Annotated in this window: 19 protein-coding genes and 1 tRNA gene; 16 read left to right on the forward strand and 4 right to left on the reverse strand. The window is 69.5% G+C overall.

The annotated features are described in order from the left end of the window. The gene (locus tag ACIO3S_RS16035; RefSeq protein WP_400465403.1) at positions 1–744 is read right to left on the reverse strand and encodes an NUDIX domain-containing protein; all 744 of its coding nucleotides are present in this window, start codon (positions 742–744) and stop codon (positions 1–3) included. Between the two features lie 162 nt (positions 745–906). Between ACIO3S_RS16035 and ACIO3S_RS16040 the strand changes: the two genes are divergently transcribed. Together ACIO3S_RS16040 and ACIO3S_RS16045 are read left to right on the forward strand one after the other, a co-directional pair. After that, entirely contained in the window at positions 907–1,806 is a 900-nt protein-coding gene (locus tag ACIO3S_RS16040; protein ID WP_400465405.1) for an RNA polymerase sigma-70 factor, read from the forward strand. Between the two features lie 66 nt (positions 1,807–1,872). Further along, the gene (locus ACIO3S_RS16045; protein WP_400465408.1) at positions 1,873–3,063 is read left to right on the forward strand and encodes an MFS transporter; all 1,191 of its coding nucleotides are present in this window, start codon (positions 1,873–1,875) and stop codon (positions 3,061–3,063) included. On the opposite strand, the gene ACIO3S_RS16050 is transcribed toward ACIO3S_RS16045, so the two are convergent. Both ACIO3S_RS16050 and ACIO3S_RS16055 read right to left on the reverse strand, forming a co-directional pair. After that, a complete protein-coding gene (locus tag ACIO3S_RS16050; protein ID WP_400465411.1) occupies positions 3,060–4,103 on the reverse strand; it encodes an NAD(P)-dependent alcohol dehydrogenase in 1,044 nt (347 codons plus the stop codon). The two genes, ACIO3S_RS16045 and ACIO3S_RS16050, sit on opposite strands and share 4 nt — an antisense overlap. A 92-nt stretch (positions 4,104–4,195) precedes the next feature. After that, entirely contained in the window at positions 4,196–7,606 is a 3,411-nt protein-coding gene (locus ACIO3S_RS16055; RefSeq protein ID WP_400465413.1) for a M36 family metallopeptidase, read from the reverse strand. 140 nt (positions 7,607–7,746) lie between these two features. Here ACIO3S_RS16055 and ACIO3S_RS16060 point away from each other — a divergent pair, with 140 nt between their 5' ends. The 14 genes from ACIO3S_RS16060 (at position 7,747) to ACIO3S_RS16125 (ending at position 17,399) form a co-directional block, all read left to right on the forward strand. Further along, a complete protein-coding gene (locus tag ACIO3S_RS16060; protein ID WP_160027840.1) occupies positions 7,747–8,526 on the forward strand; it encodes an enoyl-CoA hydratase-related protein in 780 nt (259 codons plus the stop codon). Positions 8,527–8,531: 5 nt separating this feature from the next. Beyond that, on the forward strand, positions 8,532–8,867 hold the full coding sequence (locus ACIO3S_RS16065; RefSeq protein WP_378683010.1) for a hypothetical protein: 336 nt from the start codon (positions 8,532–8,534) through the stop codon (positions 8,865–8,867). Between the two features lie 111 nt (positions 8,868–8,978). Continuing rightward, positions 8,979–9,770 (forward strand): electron transfer flavoprotein subunit beta/FixA family protein, encoded by a 792-nt coding sequence (locus ACIO3S_RS16070; RefSeq protein ID WP_400465416.1) that lies wholly within the window; start codon positions 8,979–8,981, stop codon positions 9,768–9,770. A gap of 21 nt (positions 9,771–9,791) precedes the next feature. Further along, positions 9,792–10,745: an electron transfer flavoprotein subunit alpha/FixB family protein gene (locus ACIO3S_RS16075; RefSeq protein ID WP_160027846.1), complete on the forward strand. Its 954-nt coding sequence runs from the start codon at positions 9,792–9,794 to the stop codon at positions 10,743–10,745. Between the two features lie 197 nt (positions 10,746–10,942). Continuing rightward, positions 10,943–12,160 carry a phosphatidylserine/phosphatidylglycerophosphate/cardiolipin synthase family protein gene (locus ACIO3S_RS16080; RefSeq protein ID WP_400465419.1) on the forward strand — a complete coding sequence of 406 codons (1,218 nt, stop codon included), beginning with the start codon at positions 10,943–10,945 and terminating at the stop codon, positions 12,158–12,160. Between the two features lie 24 nt (positions 12,161–12,184). Further along, positions 12,185–13,090, forward strand: coding sequence for a phosphotransferase family protein (locus ACIO3S_RS16085; RefSeq protein WP_400465422.1), 906 nt, complete (start codon positions 12,185–12,187; stop codon positions 13,088–13,090). A 51-nt stretch (positions 13,091–13,141) separates the two neighbouring features. Next, the gene (locus tag ACIO3S_RS16090; protein WP_400465425.1) at positions 13,142–13,552 is read left to right on the forward strand and encodes a hypothetical protein; all 411 of its coding nucleotides are present in this window, start codon (positions 13,142–13,144) and stop codon (positions 13,550–13,552) included. Between the two features lie 68 nt (positions 13,553–13,620). After that, positions 13,621–14,871: a glutamate-5-semialdehyde dehydrogenase gene (locus tag ACIO3S_RS16095; RefSeq protein ID WP_400465428.1), complete on the forward strand. Its 1,251-nt coding sequence runs from the start codon at positions 13,621–13,623 to the stop codon at positions 14,869–14,871. A 30-nt stretch (positions 14,872–14,901) separates the two neighbouring features. Beyond that, positions 14,902–15,063: a hypothetical protein gene (locus tag ACIO3S_RS16100; RefSeq protein ID WP_160027856.1), complete on the forward strand. Its 162-nt coding sequence runs from the start codon at positions 14,902–14,904 to the stop codon at positions 15,061–15,063. An 11-nt stretch (positions 15,064–15,074) separates the two neighbouring features. Continuing rightward, positions 15,075–15,764, forward strand: a complete 690-nt coding sequence (gene nadD, locus ACIO3S_RS16105) for a nicotinate-nucleotide adenylyltransferase (protein WP_400465431.1) — start codon at positions 15,075–15,077, stop codon at positions 15,762–15,764. Then, the gene (rsfS, locus tag ACIO3S_RS16110) at positions 15,761–16,135 is read left to right on the forward strand and encodes a ribosome silencing factor (protein ID WP_091047921.1); all 375 of its coding nucleotides are present in this window, start codon (positions 15,761–15,763) and stop codon (positions 16,133–16,135) included. The genes nadD and rsfS overlap by 4 nt, the downstream gene beginning before the upstream one ends. 6 nt (positions 16,136–16,141) lie before the next feature. Next, positions 16,142–16,777, forward strand: a complete 636-nt coding sequence (locus ACIO3S_RS16115) for a histidine phosphatase family protein (protein ID WP_400465435.1) — start codon at positions 16,142–16,144, stop codon at positions 16,775–16,777. Positions 16,778–16,840: 63 nt separating this feature from the next. After that, positions 16,841–16,913 (forward strand) — tRNA-Ala (locus ACIO3S_RS16120). Between the two features lie 159 nt (positions 16,914–17,072). Further along, positions 17,073–17,399, forward strand: coding sequence for a transposase (locus tag ACIO3S_RS16125; RefSeq protein WP_400465438.1), 327 nt, complete (start codon positions 17,073–17,075; stop codon positions 17,397–17,399). Positions 17,400–17,851: 452 nt separating this feature from the next. On the opposite strand, the gene ACIO3S_RS16130 is transcribed toward ACIO3S_RS16125, so the two are convergent. Beyond that, entirely contained in the window at positions 17,852–18,958 is a 1,107-nt protein-coding gene (locus ACIO3S_RS16130; protein ID WP_400465441.1) for a Gfo/Idh/MocA family protein, read from the reverse strand. Between the last annotated feature and the right edge of the window lie 123 nt (positions 18,959–19,081).

Raw genomic sequence — 19,081 nt, forward strand, 5'->3', positions numbered from 1 at the left:
CTAGGGGCGGCCCGACTCGGTATAGGTCGGGCCGCCCTTCAGCGCCGCCAGAGCGGCCTCGACCCGGCGCGCGGTGAAGTCGGCGGCCCGCTCGCGGACCTCGTCGAGGGTGCAGAACGCCACCGAGCGGATCTCGCGAGGCTGGAGGGTGGTGCGCTCGACGATCGATGCCGGGTGGACGCCGCCGTCGAAGACCAGGCAGACGGCGTCGTCCCAGCCGCCCCAGGGCGGCAGCCAGTCGGTCAGCAACAGGTCGCCGGCGGGGAGGACGAGGGCGAGCTCCTCCTCGATCTCGCGGGTGGTGGCGAGCTTCGGCGACTCGCCGACCTCCACGATGCCGCCGGGCAGGTCCCAGTCCTTCTTGTAGGTCAGCTGGCACATCAGGACGCGCTCCTCGGCGTCGCGCACCAGCATCTGCCCGATCGCCCGCTTGCGCGGGAGGAACGAGTTGAGCAGCGCCCGGAAGCCCTCGGGCGCCTCCACCGGGGCATCGCTCGCGACCCGGGCGTAGATCATCCGGTCCTTGCCGCCCGCCACACCGCGGAGCAGGCCCTCGCGGTGAAGTCCCGACCAGGTCGCGGTGCGCTGTTCGGACGGGTCGTCCGGGTCGACCAGCGCCTCCACCCGATGATGGGTGAGCAGCGCGGCGGCCACCTCGCGGCGTACGACATCGACGGCCTCGCCCGCGGCCCACTCGATCCGGGCAACGCCCTCCGCCACCGTCGTCGTCTCTGGCTCGCTCACGGCCCCAACCCTAGCGAGCCGAACCTGTCACAGCCCGGGGGTCGTCGGTGTCTGGATGGTGACGAGATGCTCCGTACGACACAGGAGGGCACCGATGCCCAGCACATTCAGGATCCCGAAGGCAGCGAACCCGCTGACTCCCGCGTCGGTAGGGTCGGGCGCATGAGTGAGTCCCAGGGGGCGAGCGCGGGCGCCGCGACCGAGGTCTTCGTCGCCCACCGCAACCTGCTCTTCACGGTGGCCTACGAGATGCTCGGCTCGGCCGCCGACGCCGAGGACGTGCTTCAGGAGTCCTGGCTGCGCTGGGCCGAGGTGCCGCTGGAGGAGGTGCGCGACCACCGCGCCTATCTGGTGCGGATCACGACCAGGCTCGCGCTCAACCGCATCCGGACGCTGTCGCGCCGCAAGGAGACGTACGTCGGGCCGTGGTTGCCCGAGCCGCTGCTGACCGCGCCGGACGTCGCCGAGGACGCCGAGCTCGCCGACTCGCTCTCGACCGCGGTGCTGCTGGTGCTGGAGACGCTCTCGCCGACCGAGCGGGCGGTCTTCGTGCTGCGCGAGGTCTTCGCGCTGGGCTATGACGAGATCGCGGCGGCGGTGGACAAGTCGCCCGCCGCGGTTCGGCAGATCGCCCACCGGGCGCGCGACCACGTCGCCGAGCGGCGGCCGCGCGAGTCGGTCTCGGCGGTCGAGGCGCGGCGCGCGTTGGAACGGTTCCGTGACGCCGCGACCGGCGGCGACCTGCAGTCGCTGCTGGACGTGCTCGCCCCCGACGTCGTGCTCTTCTCCGACGGCGGCGGTGTGGTGCAGGCGGCCCGCAGGCCGATCCACGGCGCCGAGAAGGTGCTCCGGTTCTTCGAGGGCCTGGCCACGAAGTACGGCATCCCCAGGTTCGAGCTGACCAGCGTCAACCGCGCGCCCGGGATGCTGGTCTACTTCGGCGAGGAGGTCGACGGGGTCGTCACTCTGCACGTCGAGGACGGCATGGTCACCGGCCTCTACTACGTACGCAACCCCTCCAAGCTCAGCGGCGTCGTCGAGCAGGTCCATCTGGAACGCTGAGGCCGACGCCGGCCCTGAAGTGGCGCGTGCAAGGGTGACGACCTACGTGCTGCTTGGAGGTGGGCGATGGAAGAGCGTGTCGAGGGCCGGCCACTGCTCGCGGTGCTGGTCACGCTCTGCGTGACCGTCACCGCGGCGTACGGCGTCCTCTACTACGCCTTCACCGTCCTGCAGCCGCGGATCGTCGACACCACCGGATGGTCGGCGGCCGCGATCACCACCGCCTTCTCCGCCGGGACGCTGGTGGGGGCCGTCGCGGGCATCCCCGTCGGGCGGGTAATCCAGCGCTTCGGGCCGCGGTGGGTGATGGCTGGGGCCAGCCTGCTGGGGGCGGTGTCGTTGCTCGTGGTCGCTGCCGGGCCCTCGTACTGGATCTTCGCTCTGGGCTGGCTGCTGGTCGGGCTCTCGACCGCCGGCACCTTCTACCCGCCGGCCTTCGCGGCGCTGACCCACTGGTTCGGTACGCGGCGGGTGGATGCGATCACGACGCTCACCCTTGCCGGCGGGTTCGCCTCGACGATCTTCGCGCCGCTCACCGATGCGCTGGCGGGGTGGGTGGAGTGGCGATGGACGTACGTGATCCTGGCCGGCGCCTTCGTCGTGCTGACATTCGTGCCGAGCGTCGTCGTGCTCGATCTCGCCTGGCAGCCTGCTGCTCCGGCCAAGGACGGCCGTCCTGTGCGGGACCGGGACGTGCTGCGGAGCAGCCGGTTCGTGCTCCTCACGCTTGCCGGCACCCTGGTCTCGTTGGCCGTGTTCGCCTCGATCGTCCACCTGGTGCCGTTCCTCGTCGAGCACGGGCTGAGCGCGACCACCGCCGCCTGGGCCCTCGGGCTCAGCGGCGCCGGTCAGGTCGCGGGGCGTGCGTTCTATCCGATGCTCGCGCGGCGTTTCGGTGTCCGCGCCCGGATGATCGGGGGAGTGCTCTGGTTCGCCGCCTCTGTCGCGCTGCTTCCGTTGTTGCCTGCGGTCGGCTGGGTGATGATCGTCGTCGCGGTGCTCACCGGCACCGCTCGTGGGCTCTACACGCTCATCGCTGCGACCGTCGTCAGTGACGTGTGGGGGCCGGAGAGGTACGCCGCGCTCAACGGTGTCTACTCGGCTCCTGCTGGGGTTGCCGGTGCGCTTGCACCTGCTGTGGGGGCTGCGCTCGCGACGGTCTTGGGCGGGTATGACGCGCTCTACTGGGTTCTTGCTGGGACTGTGGTCGTTGCTGCGTTGCTTGCTGGAGCCGCGTTTGCGGCGAGGCCGGACTAGGGGACGACGACGGCGCGGCCGCGAAGCGTGCCCTCGTGAAGCCGCCGGTACGCCTCCGGTGCCTCGTCCAGGGAGAACCGCTCCGTCTCCACGTGCACGAGCCCGGCGCGGGCGAGGTCGAAGACCTCCATCAGCTCCGAGCGCGAGCCCCAGTACGGAGCCCGGATCACCGCGTCGTACGGCTTGGAGAGCGTGCCTACCTGGGCGCTGGCGGTGTTGACGCCGACGATGACCAGATCGCTCTCCACGCCGATCACGGACGAGGCCAGGTCGACGGTGGGCTGGGCGCCGACGAAGTCGAAGACGGCGGTGACGCCGCGGGCGCCGACTACCTTGCGGATGTTGTCGGCGGCCGTCTTGTCGGACAGGAAGGCGTGGTGGGCGCCTACGTCCGTGGCCAGGGCGAGCTTGTCCTCGCTGAGGTCGAGTGCGATCACGGTCGCGGGGGAGAGGGCCCGCAGCAGCTGGATCGCGACGTGGCCGAGGCCGCCTGCGCCGATCACGACGGCGGTCGAGCCGGCGACCAGCTTGGGCAGGGAGCCCTTGATGGCGTGGTAGGGCGTCAGGCCGGCGTCGGTGAGCGCTACGTTGGCGACCGGGTCGAGGTCACCGAGTGGCAGCAGGTGGCGGGCGTCCGGCACGAGCACGTACTCGGCCATGGTCCCGTCGGTGCCGAGCCCTGGCGGGCTGATGCGGAGCTCGGCGGCGCGCTCGCAGTAGTTCTCCTTGCCCTGCGCGCACGGGTAGCAGCGGCCGCAGCCCTGCGGTCCGTAGATCGCCACCGGCTCACCGGGCTCGATCCCGTGCGCCCCGTCGCCGAGGGCGTCGACGACCCCGACGCCCTCGTGCCCGAGCGTCATCGGCAGCGGGTAGCCGAACGCCTGCCAGGCGTCCTCGGGCAGGCCCATCAGGAAGGAGTCGGAGTGGCAGGCGCCGGCGGCGGTGATCTTCACCCGCACCTGGCCCGGTGCCGGCTCCGGCACCGGAACCTCGCTGATCTCCGGCGCAGCGCCGATCTTGACGTACCTCAGAGCCTTCATCGTCGATCTCCAGACCGGCAGGACCCCCGCCCGCCGCTGCGTCCCGTTCTACCCTGGCGTCCGCGTGGATGCCAGGGTAGAACGGGGTCCGGCTACTGTCCGAAGACCTGCAGCTCCGCGGCGTGGACGATGGTGCCGCGGTCGGAGCCGGTCTTGCAGTCGGTCGTGGTGAGCGGGTCGGCGTCCTGCTCACCGGCGTAGCCTGCATAGCCGGTGCACTGGTTCTCCAACGCCACCAGACGGACCGCCGCGGCAGAGGTGTCGGGGACGTCGAAGGTGCGCAGGTTGAGGTTGGGCGCGACCGGCCTCGGGCGCTTTCCGGGGAAGGCGTCGTCGGCCGAGGTGTAGAAGCGCTTCCAGGTCGCCCCGGCCGTGTCGCACGCGGAGACGCACGCCTCCAGGGCGAACTTCCGGAGTGCGGTGAAGCGCGACCCCGAGTCGGCATCGGTGTCGGTCGCCGGCGACAGGTAGGCGCTGACGTTGACCGTCTTCACCGTGCGCGTCCCACCGGCGAGGTCCACGGCGATCGAGGGCGTGGTGGCGTCCACGTTGTCCGCGGTCACCCCGCCCCAGTTGGTGCCCTCGGTGCCGTCGATCAGGGCGGCCGGGTTGCGCGAGCCCTCGGTCGAGGTGAGCACCTTGGCCCCGTTGGCGGCCGCGGCCAGGTTGGTCCCGGTCGCGAACGAGACGGTCTTGGTGATCTCCGCGGGGGAGACCGTGACCGTCTTGCGATGGGCGCCACCGGTGGCGGAGACGTAGAGGAGCTCGTACGTCCCCGGCACGAAGTGAGCCACCGACCCGAGCGCGGTGTTGGAGAGCGTGTCGGCGATCGGGGTCGCCCGCGCCTCGAAGCGGCCGACGTAGACCTTCCCGGCCGCCGGCGCGGTGAAGGTGACCTTGACGTTGCGCGAAGCCGGCGAGGCGAAGCTCGGGGTCGGCTCGTGGTCGTCGGCGGTCGTGGTGGCGTACTGACCCATGCCGCGTCGGGCGAACGCATCGGCGATCACCTGGCGGTTGGCGCCACCGAAGCGCATCTGGTCGGCGGCCAGGAACGCGTCGCGGGCGTCCAGCATCGAGGTCGCACCCTGCTGGAGCAGGAACGAGTCGAAGACCAGCTGGATCCAGCGGCGGTTGCCGGGGCACTTGTCGGCGGCCAGCGGCGAGGCGGTGGTCGTCCCGACCGAGCAGCGCCGCTGCAGGGCCTTGTCGGCGTAGGGGTAGGTCGCGTCGTACTTGTCGACCAGCGCCTGCCGCACCGACCACATCGTGCCGTTCCAGATCTCGCCGTCGGCATGGACCTCGGGCCCGGTGCTGTCGAAGCCGTAGTCGGAGAAGTTGAGCGGGTTCCTGTCGATCGCGAAGTCACGGATCGCGACGTCGGTGTTGCCGGTGGCGTAGGAGCCGACGGCCCATGGGCTGCCGCCGTTGTAGAGGTTGTGGGCGAACATGTGCTCGGCCGCGGCCAGGTCGCTCCAGGACTCACCCATCGCGCCGCCCTGCTCCGAGGTCAGGCCGTCGTCGGGACCACCGACCATCCGGTTGGAGATGGCGTGGGTGTACTCGTGGCCGACGATCCCGAAGTCCAGCGAGCCGTCGGTGCAGGGCGCGTAGAAGGCGCCGGCGGCGGGCTGGAAGAGGTACTGGTTGGTGATGCCCGGGACGCCGTCCATCAGGGTGAGCTGGTTGGCGTTGTTGCGACCGGTCAGCAGCCCGGTCTGCTCCACGACCTGGGAGTCGAGCGCCGCGGCCTGCGCGTTGCCGATCTCGGCGTCGAGGCCACGTCCGCCGCGACCCAGGTCGTCGGTCTGCAGGTTGTAGTTCTCCTCGGTGAAGCCGAGGAAGTAGGACCAGTCGTGCATCCGGTTGTGGCTCGCGAACAGGTTGCCGACGACGTAGTTGACGTCGTTGCCGCCCGGCACCAGGTTGGTGGGGGCACACTTGGAGTTGTTCCAGGCGTCGGTGAACGTGCCGGTGTAGTCACGCACCGGCGAGATCGGCGCCTGCTCGAGGCCACCGGCGGCCAGCGGCGACAGCCAGCCCTCGTGGGTGTTGGCGTTGTTGCCGATGGTCGTCAGCGAAGGCACGCCGACGGTCGTGTTGAGCAGCGTGTCCCACGGACCGGCGTTGGCCAGGCTCTTCAGCTCCGGCCCGGTGCACTCGGCCACCTTGGTCCAGCACGCGATCACGTCGTTGGCCGGGACCGCCTCACCGTCGGACGAGGCGGCGTCGGGAGTGCCGGGGAAGTAGGACCAGCGCGGGTTGCTGCCCGGCAGGTCACCTGTTTCCGCACCGGCATCGGAGGACGCGACGGTCACCGTGTAGCTGCCGACGAGGAGCGAGTCGTCGAAGGGACAGACCTGGACCGCGTACGTCCCGGGGTCGATCCTCTCGGCGGTGTAGGTCGCGGTCTCAGGGCTGGTGAGCAGGTCACCCTCCACGAGCAGCTTTCCATCAGGAGCGAACAGCTTCACGGTGAAGTCGTCGGTCGGCAGCCCGATCGCGACCGCGGCCAGGGTGCGGGTCTTGTCGTCGGAGATCTCGAAGGTGTGCTTCGGGCCGCAGGCCCCGAGCGCGGTGCCGGTGAACGGACCCTCGACGTCGTTCTCGTGGTCGACGTTGTCGCGGCGCAGGAGCACCTCGCCGGTGACCGCGTCGACCAGCACCGTCTGCCCCAGGAGGGTGGCGGCGGCGGAGTCGACGACGGTGGCCTGGAAGACAGGACGTACGCCCTCGCCGGGGACGGGGAGTGCCCGCAAGCGCACCAGCTGGTCGGTCGCCAGGCCGGGGACCGTCAGCTTGGTCCAGTCGGTCAGCTTCGCGGCGGCGGCGGTGACGATCTCGCCGACCTTCGACCCGGAGATCGGGCGTCCGGCCGAGGCCGCCGCCTTCAGCCACGCCTCGGTCGGGGTGAGCTCGGCCTTCGCCGGGGTGCCGGTCACCTTGGACAGCGAGGAGGAGACGTAGGTGATGGCGCCGTCGGCCACGCCCACGGTGACCATCCCCTCCGTGGCGGCGGACAGGCCGTCGTAGGTCTGCCGGAAGAGCACGGCGTGACCGCCCCCGCCGGCCAGCTTCTGGTCGCTGACGAGCTCGAGGTCGCCCAGCTGAGCCGCAGTGAGCCCGAAGACCGCCGCGTTGTCGTCGAGGAAGCCCCGGGCGGCGGTGACCGGGTCCGAGGAGGCGGCCGTGGCCAGCACGCCGTCGGAGGAGATCAGCGAGGTCGGCGTCCCGTGGGCGTTCCAGCGGATGTCGACGGCGTCCAGGGCCTGGGCCGCGGACTCCTGGGCTGAGGTGGGCAGTACGCGGTCGCGTACGTCCAGGCCGGCATCGGCCTCGTGACCGAGCAGCCCGCCGGAGCGGGACACGTCGGCCGTGGTGGCAGTGTCATCAGTGGTGGAGAGCGCGGCACCCGAGACCGGCGTCACCAGCACGAAGGCGCCGAGGGCGATGCTCAGCGCGGCACCGAGGCTCACCCTGGCGCGACTGGAACGAATATCGGTCATGTTATTGAAACGTCCCTTTACCGGCGCGGGTTACGCGATACACGCAACGCCTGTACCGCGAACCGGCACACAAGAGGTGGAAGGCACCCGATAGTGTTCCGGACACATGTAACCGCCTTCACAGACAGGGGAGCGCCACGATGGGTGACTTCGTCAACCTCACCGTCGAGGACGGCGTCGGCACGATCCGCCTCGACCGGCCGAAGATGAACGCGATCAGCTTCCAGGTGCAGGCCGAGCTGCTCGAGGTCGCGACCGAGGCGGCAGCCGACGAAGACGTACGCGCGGTCGTGGTCTACGGCGGCGAGCGGCTCTTCGCCGCCGGCAACGACGTCAAGGAGATGGCCGGCCTCTCCTACTCCGAGATGGCCAAGCGGGTCGCGGGCGTGCAGGCCGCGGTGACGGCCGTCGCGGAGATCCCGAAGCCGGTGGTGGCCGCGGTGACCGGCTACGCGCTGGGTGGCGGCTGCGAGCTGGCGCTCGCGGCCGACTTCCGCATCGCCGCCGACGACGCGACCTTCGGTCAGCCGGAGGTCCTGCTCGGCATCATCCCCGGTGCCGGCGGCACTCAGCGGCTGGCACGGCTGATCGGGCCGTCCAAGGCCAAGGATCTGATCTTCTCGGGCCGCTTCGTCAAGGCAGACGAGGCGCTTGCAATCGGCTTGGCCGACCGGCTCGTACCGGCGGCCTCGGTCTATGAGGAGGCGCTCGCGTGGGCGAGCCAGTTCAAGAAGGCGGCACCGTACGCTCTGGCGGCGGCGAAGACGGCGATCGACAAGGGGCTCGGGGTGGACCTCGCCACCGGGCTGGCCATCGAGCAGCAGCAGTTCGCCGGCGTGTTCGCGACGAAGGACTCCCAGACCGGAATGGCATCGTTCCTGGAGAACGGCCCCGGCAAAGCCAACTTCGAAGGGAAGTGAATCTCGTGTCCGACACCAAGACGTCCACCGGCCCGGGCATGGTCCACACCATCCGTTCCTACGCCTCCAGGGTGGTCTGGGCGATCGCGCTGCTCGCCGCGCTGGCGCTGGCGATCGGAGCGCTGCTGATCGCGCTCAAGGCGAACCAGGACAACACCCTCGTGGCGTTCATCCTCGACCTCGCCGACATCGCCGACCTCGGCCTGTTCTCGCGGGAGAACGGCATCAAGCAGTTCAGCGGTGAGGACGCCGAGATCAAGAACGCGCTCTTCAACTGGGGCATCGGTGCGCTGGCGTGGCTGATCGTCGGCCGCATCGTGGCCGGTGTGATCCGGCCCTGAGGCCATGTGACATTCTCAACGCGTAGGCACCTGTCATCCGTATGTGACTGACGGGTAACATCGCTGGCGAACTACGACCATTCCAGGAGGGGCCGGCAAGGCCGCACCATCATGAACATTGTTGTGCTTGTGAAGTACGTGCCGGACGCGACCGCGGACCGGCAGTTCGAGGACGACTTCACCGTCGACCGCGTGAACGTCGACGGTCTGCTCTCCGAGCTCGATGAGTACGCCGTCGAGCAGTCGTTGCAGATCAAGGAGAAGCGCGAGGGTGAGGAGATCACCGTCACCGCGCTGACCGTTGGTCCGGAGGCCGCCGAGGCCGCTGTGCGCAAGGCGCTGCAGATGGGCGCCGACAAGGGCGTCCACGTCGTCGACGACGCGATCGCCGGCTCGGACTCCATCGCCACCTCGCTGGTGCTGGCCAAGGCGATCGAGAAGCTCGGTCCGGTCGACCTCGTGGTCGGCGGTCTGGCCTCGACCGACGCCGGCATGAGCGTGGTCCCGGCGATGCTCGCCGAGCGACTCGGCCTGCCGCAGGTCACCCTGGCCTCGGTCGTGGAGACCCAGGGCGACCAGATCCGCATCAAGCGTGACGGTGACGTGGCCACCGAGGTCATCGGCGGCACGCTGCCGCTGGTCCTCTCGGTCACCGACCAGTCCGGTGAGGCGCGTTACCCGTCGTTCAAGGGCATCATGGCGGCCAAGAAGAAGCCGCTGGAGAGGTGGTCGCTGGCCGACCTCGGTGTCGACGCCGCCCAGGTGGGTCTGGGTGCCGCCTACACCGCGGTCGAGGAGACGGCGGCCCGCCCGCCGCGCACCGCCGGCGAGATCGTCACCGACGAGGACGGCTCGGGCGCCAAGGCGCTGGCCGATTTCCTCGCGTCCAAGAAGTTCATCTGAGGCCGGGAAGGATTCTGAATCATGGCTGAAGTTCTCGTTCTCATCGACCACGTGGGTGGTCAGGTCAAGAAGCCGACCTACGAGCTGCTCACCCTGGCCGCCAAGCTCGGCGAGCCCTCCGCCGTCTACATCGGTGGCGCCGACGGTGCCGCTGGTGCCGCGGAGGCCGTGAAGGGCTACGGCGCCGAGAAGGTCTACGTCATCGACGACGCCCAGATCAAGGGCTACCTGGTGGCCCCGAAGGCCGAGGCGCTCGCGCAGCTGGCCGGCACCGCCTCCCCGGCCGCGATCCTGCTGCCCTCCTCCGCGGAGAACAAGGAGGTCGCCGCCCGTCTGGCGATCAAGCTCGACTCCGGTCTGATCACCGACGCCGTCGACCTCGACGAGTCCGGTGTGGCGACCCAGTCCGTCTTCGCCGGCAACTTCACGGTCAAGGGCAAGGTCACCAAGGGCACCCCGATCATCACGGTCAAGCCCAACTCGGCCGCTCCGGTCGAGAAGGCCGGTGCCGCCGCGGTCACCCCGTTCGAGGTGACCATCTCCGACGCCGCCAAGACCGCCCAGATCGTGGCCTCCCAGCCGCGTAAGGCCTCCGGCCGCCCCGAGCTCACAGAGGCCGCGATCGTGGTCTCCGGTGGTCGTGGCACCGGCGGTGACTTCTCCGCCGTCGAGGGTCTCGCCGACGCGCTCGGTGCCGCCGTGGGCGCCTCGCGTGCCGCGGTCGACTCCGGCTGGATGCCGCACACCTTCCAGGTCGGCCAGACCGGTAAGACCGTCTCCCCGCAGCTCTACGTGGCCAACGGGATCTCCGGTGCGATCCAGCACCGTGCCGGTATGCAGACCTCGAAGACCATCGTTGCGGTCAACAAGGACGAGGAGGCACCGATCTTCGAGCTCGTCGACTTCGGTGTGGTGGGCGATCTGCACACCGTTCTCCCGGCCGTCACCGAGGCTGTGAAGGCGGCCAAGGGCTGATCACGGTGTGACGTACGTCCCGAAAACCCGCCTCCGAGCACGGCTCGGAGGCGGGTTTCTTTCGGTTTGGCATCTTGTTCTGGGAATTGTCGTTGCGGGCCATACGTCGCTGGGTATAGTCCGGCCGCATGTGGGTGAATGCGCTGAGGTCGAGGACGACCCGGAAGATCTCGATCGCTTCGGCTGTGGCTGGCTGCGTGGCTGCCTTGGTCATCGCGACGATGTCCGTGGTCTCGACACCAGCAACAGCGGCGACCTGGACGCCGCCGGCGGGGCCGTTCTTCAACAACCCGACCGGCGATGCGACGCAGCGCAACTTCATCGTCCACCGGATCAACAACAGCATCCGCTACGCGGCCAAGGGCTCCTACATCCGGTTCGTCACCTACAACCTGGACCGCGCCGACACCGTCGATCACCTCATCGCCGCACACAAGCGCGGGGTGCACGTGCAGATCCTGGTCAACCGGAAGATGTGGAGCAGCGGGGAGCGGAAGCTGGCCGGCCGTCTAGGCACCACGCGCTCCCGCCCGAGCTTCATCTACGGCTGCGCCGGCGCCTGCCGCGGCTATGACACGGGCAACCTGCACATCAAGATCCACTCGTTCACCCAGATCGGTGCCAAGCGCAACGTCATCATCAACAGCTCCGGCAACCTCGGTGGCGGCGCGGCCGGTTCGCAGTGGAACGACGCGCAGACGATCTACGCCAACGACAGCCTGTGGAAGACCTGGCTGCGGATGTTCAACGAGCTCAAGGCCGACAGGAAGGCCTCGCCGCGCTACGTGTCGTGGTCCGGTGGCGGCACCTCCGTCGGCTTCCAGCGCACGCGTCCAGGCACGACCAGCGACGAGATCTACGCCCGCGGCACCGGTGACCGGGTCATCGACCGGCTGCGCCTGATCGGCTGCAGCGCGCCGAGCGGCTACGGCACCAAGGGCAAGACGATCCTGCGGATCCACATGTACGCCTGGTACGGCCGCCGTGGCGAGCGCATCGCCGACGAGGTCGTCCGGCTGAAGAAGCGAGGCTGCGTGGTCCGGGTGATCGGCTCGGTCACCAGCAACGTGGTCTACCGCAAGCTGAGGGCGGTCGGCATCCCGGCGCGCGACGCCGCCTGGGACTGGGGCCAGAAGAAGTCGACCAGCGGCGACAACATCGTCTACGGCTCGCGCTGCTACTCCCACTACAAGTGGATGAGCGTCAACGGCCGCTACGCGGACCGGGGCACCTACAGCGTCTGGACCGGCTCGGAGAACTGGTCGCCGCCGTCGTTCAGCAACGACGAGGTCACCTTCCGGTTCACCTCGAAGAGCTACTACACCGCCTACACCGCCCGGTTCAACAAGATGTGGGACAGCCCGCGGGCCACGCACCGGATCTACCTGGAGCCGAAGACCCGGCCCTGCGCCTGACCGTCGGGCCGCTACCCTCGCCGGGTGAGCTTCGGTGAACTCGGTGGGGGCCTTCGGCCGCTCGACGGCGGCTGGTCGGGCGAGACGTTCCTGGCAGAGGCAGGCGGGGAGAGGTCGGTCGTGCGGGTCTTCGCCGACCCGCGCCACCACCCGCAGGCCGCGGAGGTCCACGAGGCCCTGCACCGTCTGGTGCGGGGCCTCGTCCCGGTCCCGGACGTCCTGGAGGTACGCCGCGCCGACCCGACCACGGGCACGCCCGCGCTGCTGGTGACCGAGTTCGTCGAAGGCGTACGCGGCGACCTGCTGCTCCCCGACCTGGACGAGGCGCAGCAGGGCAGGCTCGGGCGTGGCTTCGGAGAGGTCGCGGGCACCCTGGCCGGGATGCCGTTCCTGACCGCCGGGACCTTCGCCGACAAAGACCTGCGGGTCGAGACGTTCGCCCTGGACCTGACCGAGTGGGTCGAGTCGTACGCCGAGCGTCTCGACTGGTCGCCGGCCGACCTGGAGGGTCTGCGGGACGTGGCTGCCGACGCCCAGGACCTGCTCGACACGGTCTCCAGGGTGAGCCTGGTGCACAGCGACCTCAACCCCAAGAACCTCATCGTGGACCCGGAGACGCTACGCGTCCGCGCGGTGCTGGACTGGGAGTTCGCCCACGCCGGCTCACCGTTCGCCGACCTCGGCAACCTGGTGCGCTTCGATCGTGAGGCGGCGTACGTCTCAGGGGTGCTGGAGGGCTACGTCGCGGTGCGTGGAGGCAGCGCCACGGATGCTCTCGAGCTGGCCCGCGCCGCGGACCTGGTCGCGCTGGTCGAGCTCGGGGCGCGGCGTACCGCCAATCCGGTGGCCGCCCGGGCACACGACCTCCTGCTCGAGATCGCCCGATCCGGGGATGTCCACACCGCCCCGGAGGGCGCCGATCGCGGCTAGGATCGGAGCGCGCCGGACGGTGCCGGCGCAACCTGGGGGATGGTTGTGGGAGTGAGTGAGTTCGACGGGGCTCGGGGCCCCGCCGGAAGTTGGTGGCGTGGCTGGACGCCCTGGATCTCGGCGCTCGTGCTGTCGGCGCTGTTCGCAGGTGCGACATCGGGGATCGCGTACGTCCGAAAGTCCTACCGGCCGCCGGTGGACTACCCGGCGATGACCGAGTCCGAGCCCGCGGCGAGCACCTCGTCGTCCGCTCCGGCGAAGCAGGACAGGCGCGAGTCGCCCTCGACGCGACCGACGGGCGCGCCCGCCGACCCGACGCCGGTGAATGCGCCGCGCGAGGTCCGGCCCTCGTCCTCCGGATCGGGGAGCGGCGAGCCGATGGCGACGCCGGAGCCGTCCGAGAGCCCGTTCGACCCGCTCGGAGGTCTCGGCGTCCTGCTGGGACTGGGAGAAGAGGACTGACCCCGGCCGTGCGGTCCGCACGGCGAAAGGGTGATGGCTGCGTACGCGGGACCGCATAGGCTTTCCGTATGAGCGCAGAGGCAGTGATCCGTGAGGTGGCGGCGAAGGCACGAGAGGCGAGCTACGAGCTCGCGGTCGCGCCGCGCAGCGTGAAGGACGCGGCGCTGCATGCGATGGCCGACGCCCTCCTGGCGCGGGCCGACGAGGTGCTGGAGGCCAACGCGGACGACGTCGCCCGTGCCGAGGCGTCGGGCAGCCCGGCCAACATCATCGACCGCCTCACCCTGACCCCGGAGCGTCTCGACGGCATCGCCGCCGCGCTCCGCGAGCTCGCCGCGCTTCCGGACCCCGTCGGAGACGTCGTACGCGGCAGCACCCTCGCCAACGGCCTCGAGCTGCGCCAGGTGCGGGTGCCCTTCGGCGTCGTCGGGATGATCTACGAGGCGCGTCCCAACGTGACCGTGGACGCGGCCGGGATCTGCCTGAAGTCGGGCAACGCGGCGCTGCTGCGCGGCTCCTCCAACATCGCCTCCAGCAACGTGGCGATCGCCGCGGTGCTGCGCGACGCCGTCGTCTCCGTCGGTCTCCCGGCCGACGTGATCCAGGTAGTGCCCGGTGAGGGCCACGACTCGGTCAAGGCGCTGATGCGTGCCCGCGGCCTGGTCGACGTGCTCATCCCGCGTGGTGGCGCCGGGCTGATCCGCAGCGTCGTCGAGGAGTCGACGGTGCCGGTCATCGAGACCGGGGTGGGCAACGTACACGTCTACGTCGACAAGGCCGCCGACCTCGCCAAGGCGGTCTCGATCGTCATCAACTCCAAGACCCAGCGCACCAGCGTGTGCAACTCCGCCGAGTCGCTGCTCGTGCACGCCGACATCGCCAAGGAGTTCCTGCCCATGATCGTCCCTGCCCTGCAGGAGCGTGGGGTGCAGATCCACGGCGACGAGGCCTTCCAGGCATACGACCTCGTCGAGCCCGCCACCGACGAGGACTACGCGGCCGAGTTCCTGGCGCTGAAGATCAGCGCCGCGGTCGTCCCCGACCTCGACGCCGCCATCGCCCACATCCGGCGCTGGTCGAGCGGTCACACCGAGGCGATCCTGACCGAGGATCTGGGCGCCGCCCGGCGGTTCACCGCCGCCGTCGACTCCGCGGCGGTCATGGTCAACGCCTCGACGCGGTTCACCGACGGCGGCGAGTTCGGCTTCGGCGCGGAGATCGGGATCTCGACCCAGAAGCTGCACGCCCGGGGCCCGATGGGTCTGCCCGAGATGACCTCGACGAAGTATGTGGTCACCGGGGACGGGCACGTGCGCTAGCGGCAGCAGCCACAAGGTAATCTGTGCGCCATGTCGAACTCTGTTGTGTCGAGCATCATCACCTCCGCTGAGCACGGGGCCGAGCACGGCACCTCTGGCATCGAGTGGGTCATCGGTGGCGGCGCCCTGGCGATCCTGGTCTTCGCGCTCCTGGTCCTGGTCTGGTTCGCCGGTGGCCGTGAGCACTCCTGAGCGCTGATCCGATGGGCAGCGGGGGAGCGCCCGAGCCAGGTCTGGAGGGCCTGACCGGCAAGCGCCGCGTCGGGGTGATGGGTGGCACCTTCGATCCCATCCACCACGGCCACCTGGTGGCGGCCTCCGAGGTGCAGTCGTTCTTCGACCTCGACGAGGTCGTCTTCGTGCCGACGGGCGATCCGTGGCAGAAGGCCGACCGGGATGTCTCGCCGGCCGAGCACCGCTACCTGATGACGGTCATCGCGACCGCCGCCAACCCGCGCTTCACCGTGAGCCGGGTCGACATCGACCGAGCCGGCCGCACCTACACGCGGGACACGTTGCGCGACCTCGCCAAGGCGCTTCCTGACGCCGAGCTCTACTTCATCACCGGGGCCGACGCGCTCGCCGACATCTTCACCTGGCGCGACACCGACGAGCTCTTCGAGCTCGCCCAGTTCGTGGGGTGCACGCGCCCGGGCTACGCCATGGATCCCGAGGTCATCGCGAAGATCCCCTCCGACCGCATCACCATGCTCGAGATCCCCGCTCTGGCGATCTCCTCCTCCGACTGCCGCGAGCGGCGTCGCCGTGGCGAGCCGGTCTGGTATCTCGTCCCTGACGGCGTGGTGCAGTACATCGGCAAGCACGACCTCTACCGGCCCAGGGAATCCAGGGCCCCTCAATCCAAGTCTCTCCACAATAAGGACCGCGTATGACCGCGACCGAGCACGCCATCGAGCTCACCATCACCGCCGCCCGGGCGGCCTCGGACAAGAAGGCCGGGCACATCCTGGCCTTCGATGTCAGCGACCAGCTGGCCATCACCGACGCCTTCGTGCTGGCCTCCGCTCCCAACGAGCGGCAGGTGCAATCGATCGTGGATGAGGTCGAGCTGAAGCTCCGCGATCTCGGCTCCAAGCCGCTGCGCCGCGAGGGGCACAAGGAGGGGCGCTGGGTGCTGCTCGACTACGGCGAGATCGTGGTCCACGTCCAGCACGAGGAGGAGCGCCAGTTCTACGCCCTCGAGCGGCTATGGCGTGATTGCCCCTCGATCTCGCTGCCCGCCGACATCGTCTCCGAGGGCTGAGGTCCGGTGGTCGAGCCTGCGGAGATCCGTCGCCTCATCCTGCTCCGCCACGGAGTCACCGGCTGGAACGCCGACGGCCGCTACCAGGGCCAGACCGACATCGAGCTGGCCGAGACCGGCCACCAGCAGGCCAAGGCCGCAGCTCGCGCTCTCGTGACGACCTTCGCCGTCACCCGCCTCGTCTCCTCGGACCTGATGCGGGCCCGACAGACCGCTGCGTACGTCGCCGACGAGACCGGTCTCGAGGCCGCGTACGACCCACGGCTGCGGGAGGTCTGCGCAGGGGAGGCCGAAGGGATGAACCGCGCCCAGATCCTCGAGCGCTTCGGTGAGATGCCGGCCAGCTGGGAGCCCTACGGCGGGGAGTCCTGGCCCACGGTCGCGGCACGTTTCAGCGGCGCGCTCCACGACGTCGCCGAGACCGTCGCACCCGGCGAGACCGTCGTGGTCGTCGCTCACGGCGGTGCGATCCGGCAGGGCCTGGCCGCCTTCCTCGGCTGGGACCCGTCCGTCGTCACCACCCTCGCCCCGCTGACGAACTGCGCCTGGATCGAGCTCACCGCCCGGGAGTCCGCTCACGGACTCATCCCGGCGGCGCCCTGGCGACTCGCGACGTACGGAATGGGGACCCCGATTTCGTGATCGCGGGAGCATTCCGCTACTGTTCTTCTCGTTGCCCGGGGTGATCAACCGGGACAACGCCACGGGGGTGTGGCGCAGCTGGTAGCGCATCTGCATGGCATGCAGAGGGTCAGGGGTTCGAGTCCCCTCACCTCCACCGAAACACCTGATCAGGGCCGTGTTCTGAATCCTAATTGAAGGATTTGAACATGGCCCTGACTCGCATTTATCGCGTTATCGTTCCGGTTTCGGAATCTCTGCGCGCCGTCTCGGACGGCTGCGAATCGACTCGGAGACGGGCGCGTACCTCGGGTGCATGAAGACCTCCAGAGCTCTCACCCCGACCGATGCCGGGCGCGACGATGTCCGTGGCGGTGAGGTCGACAACGTCCTCCATGGCGCCTTCGAGGCGTCCTATTCGATCAAGGATCTGGCCGAGGAGCTCGGGGTGAGTGTCCAAACGCTCTACGACCTGCGCACGCAGGCTCGCGGATCGATCGGATTCCGGTCGGTCGCTGTCTGCGATTCCGGCGCTCCGAGATCGACGCCTGGCTGGCCAGGCTCGAGGAAGAGGACGCCGATCGACACGGGGGCGATGCGTGATGGCCGGCTGCCCACGCCTGGCGATCGGCACTCACGGTGACAGGTGACGCCTGCTGACGCAGCGAAACCGGTTGAGCCCTTGGCTTCGATCAGGGCGAAGGCGGGTGACCCAACCGCCTAGCCGCGGCGACGGCGTCGGCCGAGCGCACGACTGCGCACTCGACAATGGGGTTCCTGTGGCGATCAGCCTGGGGCGGCACACGAATGACAAGGCTTTTCGTTCTACGTGAAGAACCCCAGTGGATTCCATCTGGAGATCGGCTGCGGTGGCATTCAGATCCCCGAGGGCTGGGTCCCGCACGCTTCGGGACGTCGGACGTCTGGGGGCACCGGCACGCGGAGGAGAATCCGTTCGCGCAATCGTGATGGGCTGCGTACCTGGCCAGAACTGGACCGGCGTCCGCAATGTTGACCGCGGACGCCGGTCCAGTTCGGAGAGCTGCGGTGAAGTCGCAGTCATCGGGGCCATGCAACGTCCTGTCCCTGTCGGCGCTACCAGCTCCGCCGCAGCTGGCGGACGCCGGTCTCTGCGGCGACCAGGGTCCGGGCGACCAGGCGGCTGTTGTGCGCAGCATGCTCGAACCCGGGCGTGAGGTAAGTTCCGTTCCGGATATCGCGGGCCAGTGCGGCGTAGACCTCGCCGACGTTGATGGAGGCGCCCTTCCAGATCTCGGCCGCCGTCGGACCGGTGCCGGTCGCGACCGGTGCGTCGGGTGCCGAGAACTCGATGTCGGAGGCCAGGGTCAGGTCGCCGACCTGCACGCCCGCCGGGTGATGGCCGATCAGGGTCAGCCGTCCCTCCGTGCCGCGAACCTCTAGCCTGAACTCGGCCTGGTCGGCCGGTACGCCAGCGAGGACTTGGATGCCCACCGAGGCCCCTGACGCGGTCTTGGCGACGGCATCGAGGTGATCGGGGATCTCGCGGGCCGTCGTCGTGTCGGTATCCACCAGCCGAACCTCGGGCCATAGCAGCTCCGTGCGAGCGTCGATCTCGGCAATCTCCCCCAGAACCGCCTCGATGACGTCGAGGACGTGACCGACCGCGATCTGCAGGAATCCAGCCCCGGCCTCTGCCTTGTCGAAGTACTCGTAGGCGGTCACCGACTCGGGACCGTTCCCGAACGTGGTCGCGGTGACCCGCGCGGAGAGGACGCGTCCGAGCTGACCGGTGCTGATCATCTCGGCCGCGCGTCGAACGGCGGGGTTCGCCCGGCCCTGCAGGCCGATGGCGGTGTGCAGCCGGCTGGCTGCCGCTGCCATTTCCTCACTCTGCTTGGGTGTCGTGCCCAGGGGGGCTTCACAGTAGACCGCCTTGCCGGCGGCCAACGCGGCGAGCACCAGCTCGCGGTGGGCCGGGACTTTGACGGCGACAGTGACAAGATCGATGTCAGGATCTCGGATCAACTCCATCGGGTCCGCGAACCACCGATCGGCGCCGAACGCCTCGGCCGCACTACGGGCGCTCTCTTCTCGGCGCGTCGCGACGGCGGCGAGCCGGAACTCTGGCTGAGCCGCCAGTGCGGGGACGTGCGAAGCCCCGGCCCAGCTCGCCTTGGTGTCGGCCCCGATGATGCCGACTCTGATGGGTTCCTTCGACATAGTGCATCTCTCGTTCTTGTTATCAGTCATCAGGTACGGTCTCTCCGCCCTGCGTATGGTGTGGTCGGTGCGCAAAGATGGCCGGGCGCGTCTAGTAGGCGGTTCCGGCTCGCCTCGGTGCCT

The organism is Nocardioides sp. NPDC087217 (assembly GCF_044744805.1).
Classification (GTDB): Bacteria; Actinomycetota; Actinomycetes; order Propionibacteriales; family Nocardioidaceae; genus Nocardioides.